Annotated in this window: 14 protein-coding genes; 5 read left to right on the forward strand and 9 right to left on the reverse strand. The window is 71.0% G+C overall.

Annotation, left to right across the window (positions count from 1 at the left end; translation table 11 throughout):
* Window positions 1-9: 9 nt before the first annotated feature.
* From ACWEVN_RS26085 to ACWEVN_RS26095, 3 genes are read right to left on the reverse strand one after another with little or no spacing between them, the layout of a single operon-like run.
* The gene (locus ACWEVN_RS26085) at window positions 10-651 is read right to left on the reverse strand and encodes a hypothetical protein (RefSeq protein WP_452053043.1); all 642 of its coding nucleotides are present in this window, start codon (window positions 649-651) and stop codon (window positions 10-12) included.
* Window positions 639-1,430 (reverse strand): ABC transporter ATP-binding protein, encoded by a 792-nt coding sequence (locus ACWEVN_RS26090; RefSeq protein WP_449683070.1) that lies wholly within the window; start codon window positions 1,428-1,430, stop codon window positions 639-641. Before ACWEVN_RS26090 ends, ACWEVN_RS26085 begins: the two co-directional genes overlap by 13 nt.
* Window positions 1,427-2,071, reverse strand: a complete 645-nt coding sequence (locus tag ACWEVN_RS26095; RefSeq protein WP_449683069.1) for an aminodeoxychorismate/anthranilate synthase component II — start codon at window positions 2,069-2,071, stop codon at window positions 1,427-1,429. The genes ACWEVN_RS26090 and ACWEVN_RS26095 overlap by 4 nt, the downstream gene beginning before the upstream one ends.
* Window positions 2,072-2,155: 84 nt before the next feature.
* Between ACWEVN_RS26095 and ACWEVN_RS26100 the strand changes: the two genes are divergently transcribed.
* A complete protein-coding gene (locus ACWEVN_RS26100) occupies window positions 2,156-3,502 on the forward strand; it encodes an FAD-dependent oxidoreductase (RefSeq protein WP_452053044.1) in 1,347 nt (448 codons plus the stop codon).
* On the opposite strand, the gene ACWEVN_RS26105 is transcribed toward ACWEVN_RS26100, so the two are convergent.
* Both ACWEVN_RS26105 and ACWEVN_RS26110 read right to left on the reverse strand, forming a co-directional pair.
* A complete protein-coding gene (locus tag ACWEVN_RS26105; RefSeq protein WP_449683067.1) occupies window positions 3,499-4,152 on the reverse strand; it encodes a response regulator in 654 nt (217 codons plus the stop codon). The two genes, ACWEVN_RS26100 and ACWEVN_RS26105, sit on opposite strands and share 4 nt — an antisense overlap.
* Window positions 4,092-5,912 (reverse strand): histidine kinase, encoded by a 1,821-nt coding sequence (locus tag ACWEVN_RS26110; RefSeq protein WP_452053045.1) that lies wholly within the window; start codon window positions 5,910-5,912, stop codon window positions 4,092-4,094. The genes ACWEVN_RS26105 and ACWEVN_RS26110 overlap by 61 nt, the downstream gene beginning before the upstream one ends.
* A gap of 169 nt (window positions 5,913-6,081) precedes the next feature.
* Here ACWEVN_RS26110 and ACWEVN_RS26115 point away from each other — a divergent pair, with 169 nt between their 5' ends.
* The 3 genes from ACWEVN_RS26115 (at window position 6,082) to ACWEVN_RS26125 (ending at window position 8,015) form a co-directional block, all read left to right on the forward strand.
* Window positions 6,082-6,795: an ABC transporter ATP-binding protein gene (locus ACWEVN_RS26115; protein WP_452053046.1), complete on the forward strand. Its 714-nt coding sequence runs from the start codon at window positions 6,082-6,084 to the stop codon at window positions 6,793-6,795.
* Window positions 6,792-7,526: an ABC transporter permease gene (locus ACWEVN_RS26120; protein ID WP_449683064.1), complete on the forward strand. Its 735-nt coding sequence runs from the start codon at window positions 6,792-6,794 to the stop codon at window positions 7,524-7,526. The genes ACWEVN_RS26115 and ACWEVN_RS26120 overlap by 4 nt, the downstream gene beginning before the upstream one ends.
* Window positions 7,527-7,622: 96 nt before the next feature.
* On the forward strand, window positions 7,623-8,015 hold the full coding sequence (locus ACWEVN_RS26125; RefSeq protein ID WP_452053047.1) for an SCO5389 family protein: 393 nt from the start codon (window positions 7,623-7,625) through the stop codon (window positions 8,013-8,015).
* Here ACWEVN_RS26125 and ACWEVN_RS26130 read toward each other — a convergent pair.
* Genes ACWEVN_RS26130 through ACWEVN_RS26145 form a run of 4 tightly spaced genes read right to left on the reverse strand, consistent with a single transcriptional unit; the run spans window position 7,984 to window position 10,665 of the window.
* Window positions 7,984-8,973 carry an LLM class flavin-dependent oxidoreductase gene (locus ACWEVN_RS26130; RefSeq protein WP_449683063.1) on the reverse strand — a complete coding sequence of 330 codons (990 nt, stop codon included), beginning with the start codon at window positions 8,971-8,973 and terminating at the stop codon, window positions 7,984-7,986. The genes ACWEVN_RS26125 and ACWEVN_RS26130 overlap by 32 nt on opposite strands.
* Entirely contained in the window at window positions 8,970-9,473 is a 504-nt protein-coding gene (locus ACWEVN_RS26135; RefSeq protein ID WP_452053048.1) for a protein-tyrosine phosphatase family protein, read from the reverse strand. Before ACWEVN_RS26135 ends, ACWEVN_RS26130 begins: the two co-directional genes overlap by 4 nt.
* Window positions 9,474-9,526: 53 nt before the next feature.
* On the reverse strand, window positions 9,527-9,682 hold the full coding sequence (locus ACWEVN_RS26140) for a hypothetical protein (protein WP_452053049.1): 156 nt from the start codon (window positions 9,680-9,682) through the stop codon (window positions 9,527-9,529).
* Complete coding sequence (locus ACWEVN_RS26145) at window positions 9,682-10,665, reverse strand: class E sortase (protein WP_452053050.1); 984 nt, start codon at window positions 10,663-10,665, stop codon at window positions 9,682-9,684. The genes ACWEVN_RS26140 and ACWEVN_RS26145 overlap by 1 nt, the downstream gene beginning before the upstream one ends.
* Window positions 10,666-10,947: 282 nt before the next feature.
* Here ACWEVN_RS26145 and crgA point away from each other — a divergent pair, with 282 nt between their 5' ends.
* On the forward strand, window positions 10,948-11,214 hold the full coding sequence (gene crgA, locus ACWEVN_RS26150; protein WP_176173814.1) for a cell division protein CrgA: 267 nt from the start codon (window positions 10,948-10,950) through the stop codon (window positions 11,212-11,214).
* The last annotated feature ends 297 nt before the right edge of the window (window positions 11,215-11,511 follow it).

Raw genomic sequence — 11,511 nt, forward strand, 5'->3', positions numbered from 1 at the left:
GCACCCAATTCAGGATCTCCGGCGCACGAGTTCCGAAACGGCGTAGAAGCTGGCGGCCAGCATCACGACCGACGTCACCAGGGCCAGGACCAGCGGGCCGCCGACCGGTTCGTCGTCGGTCAAGGCGTGCAGAAGCGGGTGGACCAGGGGGATCTTCGCCAGCAGGACGACGACGAGGGTGATCACCGCCGCCAGGACCGTCCAGCCGATGCGGTGGACCAGCAGCCGCGAGCACGGGAGGGCGATCGCGATGCCGAGCAGCGTGCACGCGAGGTGCGCGAGCAGCCCGATGCCGAGCGCCGCCGGCTGGACCTTGAACGACTTGATCGCCGACCACACCTCGGTGATCGCGGTGAGGACCAGCGAACAGGCCAGCACCGTCAAGATCGCGCCGGTGATCATCCGCCGCCACTGCCGCGCGTGGCTCAAGGTCACCAGGCGCTGCACCGGATCTTCGATGTCCAGCAGGGCGATCGTCAGCCAGCACGAGACGACCAGCAGGCCGCCGGCGCTGACGCCGAACAGCGGCAGGGGTGGGGAATGCGGGTCGGCGTAGAGGATCACGCACAGTGCGAGGTAGGCCAGCAACGCCGGCAGGTACCGCTGCGAATGGCCGAGCAGCGCCAGGTGGTAGCGGGTCAGGGCGAGCACGGCGCCACCTCCCGCACCGACCAGCCGTCGTCGAGGGCTCGCTTCAAGACCGCGTCGACGCGGGTGATCTCGACCGTCAGCACCACCTGCGCGCCTTCCACCAGCGCATGGCGCACGCCCGGCTCGTCGGTCCAGCCGGTGTCGCCGCCGCGCAGCACGATCCGGGTGGTCGGCTCCGCGCTTTCCGCGGTGAGCCGGCCTTCCCGCATCAGGTGGACGACGTCGGCGTGGTCGTGCACCACCTGCGGCCGGTGGTCGGTGAACACGACGCTCGCCCCGCGCGCCCGCGTCTCGGCGACGAGCTCGCCGAGGATCGTGTGCGTCCCGACGTCGAGGCCGGACCACGGTTCGTCGAGGATCAGCAGGTCGGGCCGGACCATCACGGCCTGCGCGAGCCCGACCTTCTGCGCGTTGCCCTTGGACAGGGTGCGCAGCGGTGCCGTCGGGCCGCCGACGAGGTCGAGGCGTTCGAGCAGCGGGTCGATCATCGAGAGATCGGTGAGGCCGTGGATGCGTGCCATGTGCCGCAGGTAGGCGCGGGCGCCCATGCGCTGGCCCGCCGGGAAGCGGTCCGGCAGGTAGCCGATCCGCGGGGTGCCGGTGAGCGTTCCGGTGGTCGCGTGCGAGACGCCGGCCATGATCCGCAGGAGCGTCGACTTCCCGGAGCCGTTGCTGCCGAGGACGCCGACGACGTGCCCGGGCTCGACGGTCAGGTCGACGTCGCGCAGGACGAAGTCACCGCGCCCGTACCGCTTGCCGACCCCCGCGAGCCGGATCACGCAACAGCGGCCTTCTGGAGCGCCTTGGTCGCCCGCTCGAGCTCGTTCACGCGGGCCGGGTCCACGGGGTGACCCGCGGTGGCCAGCCAGTTCGCGAGCATCCGGTGGCCGCCTTCGGTGAGCACGGACTCCGGGTGGAACTGGACGCCTTCGAGGGGCAGCTCGCGGTGGCGCATGCCCATCACGATGCCGGACTCGGTGCGCCCGGTGATCTCGAAAACCGTGTCGGAAATCGTGTCCGGGAGCACGGTCAAGGAGTGGTACCGGGTGGCCGTGAACTCCTCCGGCAGGTCCTTGAGGATGCCGGCGCCGGTGTGGCGGACCTGGCTCGTCTTGCCGTGCAGCAGCTCGGGCGCGCGGTCGACGGTCGCGCCGTAGACGACGCCGAGGGCCTGGTGGCCGAGGCAGACGCCGAGCATCGGCGTGCTCGTCTCGGCGCACTTGCGGATGACGTCCATGCTCTGGCCGGCGCGTTCGGGGGTGCCGGGGCCGGGCGAGACGAGCACGGCGTCGAACTCCGGCACGCGGTCGAGGTCCACGACGTCGTTGCGCCAGACCGTGCAGTCGGCGCCGAGCTGGGCCAGGTACTGGACCAGGTTGTAGACGAAGCTGTCGTAGTTGTCGACGACGAGAACGCGCATGCGCCGAGCTTACCGGCTCCCAGTCCGTGGACCGTACGCCAAATCACATTTCAGGTTAGGTAATCCTAACTTACCGTGGGTCGGGTGAGCCGTTCTCTTCGTGTAGCCGTGGTCGGTGCCGGTCCCGCCGGCATCTACGCCGCCGACATCCTCGACAAGTCCGACGCCGACGTGCAGATCGACCTGTTCGAGCGGATGCCCGCGCCGTTCGGGCTGATCCGCTACGGCGTCGCGCCCGACCACCCGCGCATCAAGGGCATCGTGACGGCGCTGGAAAAGGTGCTCTCGAAGCCGAACATCCGGCTGCTCGGCAACATCGACTACGGCACCGACATCAAGCTCGACGAGCTGCGCGAGTTCTACGACGCGGTGATCTTCTCGACCGGCGCGTCCGCCGACCGCGCGCTCGACATCCCGGGCATCGACCTCGACGGCAGCTACGGCGCCGCCGACTTCGTCTCCTGGTACGACGGCCACCCCGACGTCCCCCGCACCTGGCCGCTGACCGCGTCCTCGGTCGCCGTCCTCGGCGTCGGGAACGTCGCACTGGACGTGGCGCGGGTGCTGGCGAAGACGGCCGACGAGCTGCTGACCACCGACATCCCGGACAACGTCTACCAGGGCCTCAAGGCCAGCCCGGTGACCGACGTGCACGTGTTCGGCCGCCGCGGCCCTGCGCAGGCGAAGTTCACGCCGCTGGAGCTGCGGGAGCTGGACCACTCGCCGAACGTCGAGGTCATCGTCCACCCGGAGGACATCGAGTTCGACGAGGGCAGCATCGCGGCCCTGCGCGCGTCCAAGCAGATCGACATGGTGGTGAAGACGCTGCAGGAGTGGGCCATCCGCGAGCCGGGCACCCGGCAGCGCCGGCTGCACCTGCACTTCTTCCACTCCCCCGCCGAGGTCCTCGGCGAGGACGGCAAGGTGACGGGCCTGCGCACCGAGCGGACCGAGCTGACCGGCGACGGGAACGTCCGCGGCACCGGCGAGTTCCACGACTGGGACGTCCAGGCGGTGTACCGCGCGGTCGGCTACCTGTCGTCGCACCTGCCCGAGCTGCCGTTCGACCACGTCGCCGGCGTGGTGCCGAACCAGGCCGGGCGCGTGCTGGACCTCGACGAGAACCAGCTGCCGGGCGTGTACGTGACGGGCTGGATCAAGCGCGGCCCGGTCGGCCTGATCGGCCACACGAAGGGCGACGCGGCCGAGACGATCGCCAGTCTCCTGGCGGACGCGGACACCCTCGCCGCCCCGAAGTTCGCTTCCCCGGACGCGATCCTGGACTTCCTCGAGACCCGCGGCATCCCGTTCACGAACTGGGACGGCTGGGGCCGGCTCGACGCGCACGAGAAGGCGCTGGGTTCGGCAACGGGTCGCGATCGGGTCAAGGTCGTCGAGCGCGACGAGATGACCCGGATCTCGCGCGGCTAGGAACCCAGGTACGCCAGCACGGCGAGCACCCGGCGATTCGTGTCGTCCGAAGCGGTGATGTCCAGCTTCGCGAAGATGTTCGCCGTGTGCTTGCCGACCGCTCCTTCGCTGAAGTGCAGGCGGGCGGCGATCGCCGCGTTGGAGCAGCCTTCCGCCATCAGCGACAGGACTTCGCGCTCGCGCGGGGTCAACGCCGCCAGTGGGTCCGAAGCGTTGCCCGCCACCAGTTTCGCGATCACCTCGGGATCCATCACCGTACCGCCCGCCGCGACCCGGCGGACGGCGTCGATGAACTGCTCCGCGTTGAACACGCGGTCCTTCAGCAGGTAGCCGATCGCGCCGGTGCCGTCGGCCAGCAGTTCGCGCGCGTACAGCTGCTCGACGTGCTGCGACAGCACCAGGATCGGCAGGCCGGGCACCTCGCGGCGGGCGGACAACGCGGCCTGCAGTCCCTCGTCGGTGTTGGTCGGCGGCATCCGGACGTCCACAATGGACACCTCGGGCCGGTGTTCGCGTAGCGCCGCCACGAGTTCCGGGCCGGTGGCGACCGCCGCGACGACGTCGAAGCCGTGCGCGGTCAGCAGGTGCGTCAGGCCGTCTCGGAGGAGGTACTGGTCTTCGGCGACGAGAGTTCTTGGTCGAGCTGACACGGGATCTCCAGGGTCGCCTTCGTCGGGCCGCCGATCGGGCTGGTCAGCGTCAACCTACCGTCGAAGCCGCCCAACCGGCGCTCGATTCCGCGCAGTCCCGAACCACGGGCCGGGCTCGCGCCGCCCGGGCCGTCGTCGGTGACCACCACGGTCAGGAGCTCGCCGGCGAACCCCACCTCGATCGTCACCCGCTTTGCGCCGTGCTTCGCCGCGTTGCCGAGCAGTTCGGACACCGCGAAGTACACGCAGGACTCCACCGGTTCCTCGGCGCGGCCCGGCAACGAGCCGGTGACCTGCGCCTTCAGCGGGCTGTCCAGCGCCAGCGCGCGGACGGCGTCCAGCAGCCCGCGTTCGGACAGCACCGGTGGGTGGATGCCGCGGATCAGCGCACGCAGTTCGGTGAGCGCCTCCGACGACGCCGCGCGCAGCTCCGCCGTGAGCCGTTTCGCCGCCTCCGGGTCGGTGTCCACCAGTGCCTCGACCGCGCCGAGCTTCATGCCCATGGCGACCAGCCGCGACTGGATGCCGTCGTGCAGGTCGCGCTCGATCCGGCGCAGTTCCGCCGCTTGCGTGACCGTGACGTCGGAACGCGTCCGCTCGAGCCGTTCGACGCGCTGGGCCAGCCGGGAGGACTCGGTCGGCCCGAACCACACCCGTGCGAAGCGGGCCTGCTGCCGGGCGAGCCACGGCGCCGGCGCCACGGCGATGACCAGCGCCAGGAGGATCAACGGCGTCTGCGCGAGCGCACCCAGGTGCGTCGACACCTCGGGCAGCGGGGACCACTGGACACGGGACGACACGAACGGCCGCCACACCCAGAGCAGCCAGATACCGGTCATGCCCCAGCCGAACAACACGAGCGCCGGCAACGAGCAAGCAAGCGACACGAGGGAGCTCAGTGCGCCGCCGGCCATGTCCCGCCAGGTGGCCCGGTCGGCCAGGATCCACTTCGTGCGGGCGTTCTGGAGCGGCCAGAGCAGTTCGTCGTACAGCTGCCGGCCGACTTGGTAGAGCCCGTCGGGGCGGGGCAGTGGCAACCCGGGCGGCGGCTGGTACGGCCGCGGGATCCGCACCCCGGTCCAGTTTTCGGTTTCGCGGCGCAGGGTGTCGGTGATCGAGCGGCTCCACAGCACGACCGGGGGTGCCAGTGGGGTGGCGAAGGCCACGACCACCAGCTGGACCACCGAAAAGGCCAGCTGCACCACCGAAAGCGCGAGGATGCCGAACTGGTGACCCAGCGCTTCGAGGTGCCGGTGCAGCCGGTTCTTGCGTGACTCGGCGGCCGGGCGCGGCCCGAGCCACCAGCGCGTCCAGCGGCCGTAGCCGCGCAGCACCCGCGGCCCGCCGAGCAGGACGGCCACCGGCAGCAGCAGCGTGACCAGGGGGTTCACCAGCTGCCAGCTGAATTCGCGCTGTGCCGCCGGGTCCTCCAGCGCCCAGGTGAGGCGGTGCTGCCAGCGGATCCAGAACGCCCGCTTGTAGAGCTGGTTGCCCTCGCGGTACCAGCCGTCGCGCTCGCGCACCGGCTCCGGCGGCTCGGGCCGGTACGGCGCCGCGACTTCGACGCCGCACCAGCGCGCGGCCAGCGTCCGCATGACCGCCGACCGGCCGCGGGCCCATTCGACCGCGGGGCCCAGGAAGAAGACGAGCCCGCCGCAGAGCAGCACGAACGCGATCAGCTGGACGAGCACGTCGATCCAGCTGAGCAATGAGAACGCGGCCAGCGCGAACGCCCGGCCGATCGCACGCAGGTACGTCATCCGGCACCTCCTTCCCCTGGAGATCCTGGCCGGGCCGCCCGCGCGCCGCACTGCCCGAAGCCCCCCGAACGGGGTGGGCCCAGCCCCACCCCCGCTTCAGCAAAACGCTACCTGAGCTGGGGATTCAGCGTCATTACCCCGGCGGCCGCCGGTTCGTAGTTTCGGAGCCATGCCACTCATCGAAGTCACCGATCTCCGCAAGCGCTACGGCACCCGGGTCGCGGTCGACGGCGTTTCGTTCACCGTCGAGCGCGGCGAAATCTTCGGCATCCTCGGCACGAACGGCGCCGGGAAGACCACCACCGTCGAATGCCTCCAGGGTCTCCGCCGGCCCGACGGCGGCACGATCTCCGTGCTCGGCCTCGACCCGGCGACCGACCACCCCGCCCTCACCCGCCGCGTCGGCGTCCAGCTGCAGGAAAGCCGGCTGCCCGCGAAGCTTCGGGTGCGGGAAGCCCTGGAGCTGTTCGCGTCCTTCTACCCCGATCCGGCCGACATCGACGTCCTGCTCGACCAGCTCGGCCTCCGCGACCACGCCCGGAGCTACTTCGGCAAGCTGTCCGGCGGCCAGAAGCAGCGCGTGTCGATCGCCCTGGCCCTGGTGGGACAGCCGGAGCTGGCGATCCTCGACGAGCTGACCACCGGCCTCGACCCGCACGCCCGCCGCGAAACGTGGCAGCTCGTCGAAGGCGTGCGCGCCGCCGGTGTCACGGTCCTGCTCGTCACCCACTTCATGGACGAAGCCGAGCGGCTCTGCGACCGCGTGGCGATCTTCGACGCCGGGCGCGTGGTCGCCACCGGCACCCCGACCGAGCTCCGCGCCACCGCCGGAGCCTCCACTTTGGACGATGCGTTCGTCTCGCTGACCAGGAGCGCCCGATGAGCACCTTCACCAAGATCACCGCGACCGAAGCGAAGGTCTTCCTCCGGTCGCCGTTCATGGCGATCGCCGGCGTCCTGCTGCCGACGGTCCTGCTGCTCGCGATCGGCGCGATCCCGGGCATGACCGAGCCCAGCGACAAGGCGGGCGGGTACCGGTTCATCGACGCGTGGGTGCCGTCACTGGTGGTCATCGCCCTGGCGATGCTGGCCCTGCAGTCGATCCCGGCGGCCGTCGCGACCTACCGCGAGCAGGGCGTGCTGCGCCGGCTGGCGACGACCCCGGTGCACCCGGCGAACCTGCTCGTGGCGCAACTGGCGATCCACGTCGCGGTGGCGCTGGCCGGCATCGCGCTCCTGCTCGGCGCGGCCGACGTCGCTTACGACGTCCCGCTGCCGAAGCACCCGCTGGTGTTCCTGCTGACGCTGCTGCTCGGCGTGGTCTCGACGTTTTCGCTGGGCCTGATCACGGCGTCGATCGCGAGCACGGCCAAGAGCGCCGGCGCGCTGGCGATGATCCTGTTCGTCCCGATCATGTTCTTCGGCGGCGTGTACCTGCCGCGGCCGCTGATGCCGGTCGTGCTGCAGCGGATCGGCGACTACGTGCCGCCGGGCTCGCAGCCGCTGCAGGACGCCTGGGTCGGCACCGGCGTGCAGCCGTTGCAGCTGGCCGCGCTCGCCGCGTTCGCGGTGCTCGGGACGGCGCTGGCGGCCCGGTTGTTCCGCTGGGAGTGAGCCTTCCGCCAAAGTGGTGATGATCATCGTTTTCTCTTGTGGCCGGGCCACCCGGCCGGTAGCCAAGAGGGTGGCCCTGCTCAAACTGGAGGTTCGATGTCCCTGGACGTGTCACCCGCGTTGCTGGAGAAGGCCGAGCGCGGGGAGGTCACCGACGCCGAGTTCGTCACCTGTATCAAGGAATCCCTGCCGTACGCCTGGGAGGTCATCACCGGCGTCATCGCCGACGCCGAGGGCGCGGCGGACGGTTTCGCCGACAACGAGACACCGCCGCCGAGCGAGGCCGCCCGCGGGCAGCTGCTGCGCGCCCTGGCCTCGGACGCCATCCGCGGCGGCCTCGAGCGTCACTTCGGCGTCAAGCTGGCGTTCCAGAACTGCCACCGGGTCGCCGTGTTCCGCCAGTCCGAAGTGGACGGTGCCCGCTACCGCGCGTTCGTCTCCCCGCGCGGCCAGCTGCTCAACCAGAGCCCGGAACTGCGGGACTGCTAGCCCGCAGCGCGGGCAGCACCTCGGTGCCGATCCGCGCGATGTTCTCGAACGTGCCCTCCGGCGTACCCGACGCTTCCACGAGCATCAGCACGTGGGAGACGCCGGTGCGCCGGAGGCTCGTTCCCAGCGTCCGGACGCAGTGGGCCGCATCGCCGACCGGGTGAATGGCGCAGAGCCGTTCGGTGTACTCCAGCGGATTCCGGGTCGGCCCCGGTCGTCCGTCGACCGTGACGTGCGCGCCGAGACCGTCCGCCAGCCAGCCCGGCAGGGCTTTCCGCACCACTTCCGCAGCACCCACTTGGCAGAGCACGGTCGAAACGTGGTCCGCGGGTTTCCCGTAGGCCGCGACGGTTCGCGCTTTTTCGTGGTCGTCGGCGTGCAGGCCGAGCAGGAGCGGCAGGTTCCGTTCGGCGGCCTGCCGAACCGCGGCCGAGTTCGGTCCCCCGCACGCGACGACGACGTCCGGCCGCCGTTCCGGCTCGGGCACCACGGGCACCTCCCGGAAGGTGAAATGGCGGCCCTCGGCGCCGACGCGGCCGGTGGTGGCGTGCAGGAAGACGTCGAGGCTCTCTTCGAAGCCGGTCTCGTACCGGTCCAGCCCGGTGCCGAACACCTCGAGGTCCTGCCACGGCCCACCGCGGCCGACGCCGAGCCGCAGCCGTCCCCCGGAGACGGCGTCGAGCAACGCCCACTGCTCGGCCAGCGCGACCGGGTGCGTCGTCGACAGGACGCTGACCGCGGTCCCGACCCCGATCCGCGACGTGCGCCCGAGCACGTGCGCGGCGAGGGTGATCGCGGACGGGCAGACGCCGTAGGGCAGGAAGTGGTGCTCGGCGAACCAGACGTCGTCGAAGCCGGCTTCTTCGGCCAGTTCCGCGGCCCGGACGGATCGGCGCAGGACGTCGCCGTCCCGCTGGCCCGGGAAGCGGCCGCTGACCAGGAAGACGCCGAACCTCAAGCGTCCAGCCCGGCGAGCAGGCGCGCGGTCGGCAGCCCGCTCTCGAGGTACTGCACGAAGAGCCGGTTGCTCAACGCCGACGGCGAGCGCCGCTGCCGGACCCGCTCGATCGCCGCCGGGACGCCGAGACCGAGCTCGACGAGCGTCTGGGCGACGACCAGCCCGGACCGGTTGAGCCCGGCGTGGCAGCGCACCAGTGTCAGCCGGCCGGCGCGGACCGCCTCGGCCGCCAGCGTCGCGAACCGTTCGACGTCGGCCAGCTGTGCCTCGGTCAGCGGCCCGTCCGGCATCTCGGCGAAGTGGTGCTCGATGCCGGGCGCCGGCCCGTGGCCCTCGCGCTGGTACAGGCTCAGCACGAGGTCGAACTCGCGCCGGACGACGACCGGCTCTTCGCCGTCCGGGCCGACCCGGATGTGCCCGCCCATCCACAGCCGCGGCCCGACCTCGTTCCACGGGTCTTCCGGCGGCGGGTTGTGACGGTCTTTCTGACGTGTCCTCATCGCGGCCCCTCTCCCGAGAAGGGCAACGGATCGCCCGCCCGGCGGGTTCCGGCTCAGTTGACCGCGACCTCGTTGAACCACAGCCGTGGCTCCAGCCACGGGAACACCACGAACATCAGCAGCGCAATCACGCCGAGCACCAGCACGACCGCGACCGTCAGCTTCGCCGCGAACGGGCCCGGCAGCCTCCGCCAGATCCAGGCGTACATCAGGCCTCCCCGATCTTCGAAAGCAGGTCGCCGTAGTCCTTGACCTGGTTCTTCGGCACCTGCTGGGTCAGCACCGAGGTGATGATGAGCCGCTCGCGGGCGGAGAATTGGGGGTGGCAGGTGGTGAGCGTGAGCAGCGCGGCCTGCTGGGCCTTCGGGAGCACGTCGGCGCCCTTGTACGGGACCGGGTTCACCGCGGTGCCCTGGCTGGGCAGCACGACCTTGCGGCCGAACGTCTCGCTGTACGCGCCGCCGTCCTCGGCACCTCCGTCACGCAGGGTCGAGACGCCCTTGCACTTGGGGTCGGCGCCCTTGCCGCCGGCCCAGTCCTGCATCTCGTCGTCGTAGGGCAGGACCTTGTAGATGTAGAAGTCGGTGGAGGTCTCGATCACGATCTGGTCACAGGAGGAGAGGTTGTCCAGGTCGTTGAACGGGGCGCCCTTGCCGACGCGGTGGCCGGCCACGGCGAAGTTGCCGGGCTCGCCGGGCAGCGCCGTGCCCTTGTAGTGGCCGGGGCCGACTTCGAGGGCGGCGTCGTCGGTGCCCTCCTGGATGGTGAAGTTGTAGTCGACGCCGAAGCTGGGGATGTGGATGCGGGCGAACGCCTTGCCGTCGATCAGCTCGGGGTGCAGCGTGCGGTCGTGCGCCCACTCGCCGTCGAGCTGGTCGCTCGCCTCGGACTGCTTGCCCGCCGAGAACAGGTCGGTCACGTACAGCTCGTAGACCATGAACAGCAGCACGACCAGGCCTAGCGTGATGAGGACTTCGCCGGCCGTCCGGATCGCGACGCCGCCCTTGCCGAGCGGGGCCGCGGGCGGCTTCTCCTTGGTCGCCGTGCCGCCCTTGCCGACGGGGGCGAAGACGATCGTCTCCTCGGCCGAGCCGGGCGGCGGGGGCGGGCTCGTGTAGCGGCGGGGCGGCGGGCCCTGCGGCCGCCTCGGCGGCTGGCCCTGGGGGCCGCGTTGCGGCTGGTGGGGCGGCATCTGGCCGCGCGGGGGCGTGGCGGGACGTCGTTGGGGCGTCGGCGGCTGTCCGGGGTGTCTGCGCCGGTCGTCGTCCGGTCCTTCGCGCGTAGCCACGCAAGCTCCTCTCAAGCCGCGTCGAACCCTGGGTGACGCCGTTGTCACGGTCCGGGAAATCCGACCACTCCTGGCCGCTGCTTTCCTGCGGTCGTTTACGTTAACGTGTGCACGTGGCGCCGGTTGCGCACCCTCAGCGGGACGTCGCCACCAGACGAGCCCGAAGAGCACCGCGAGGAACACACGATGCCCAAGTCCAAGGTCCGCAAGAAGACGGCGTACACCCCGCCCGCCGACCGGCGCACGCCGGTGAAGGTGCGGGCCGCCGGCCCCACCGGCCTCGCCTGGAAGATCCCGATGTTCGGGTTGATGATCCTGGGCCTGGTCTGGCTGCTGGTCAACTACATCGCCGGGGACAAGATCTCCTGGATGGCCGACCTGGGCAACTGGAACTTCGCCGGCGGGTTCGCGCTGATGATCGCGGGTCTGCTCATGACCATGCGCTGGCGCTGATTATTACTCCGATCGGCGGCTTGACGTCGAATTACAGCGGTGTGACTCATCCCCAGTGTGGATAACCCCTGTGGATAACTACCCCACCTCCTGGGCGCCCCGTCAGGCCGTTGTGGTATCGGCCTGGGTGGTCACCGCGTTGCTCCTGGCCGGCGTGGTGGCCGACGCGCTGACCGGCGACCGCGGCGGGCTGGTGCTGTTCGCGCTGGCGGCCGTCGCCGTCGGCGCGTTCGCCGCGCACGCCACCCTGGTCCGGCCCCGGCTGGCCGCCGACGCCGAGGGCCTGGTGGCCCGCAC

This window comes from Amycolatopsis sp. NPDC003861 (genome assembly GCF_053605405.1).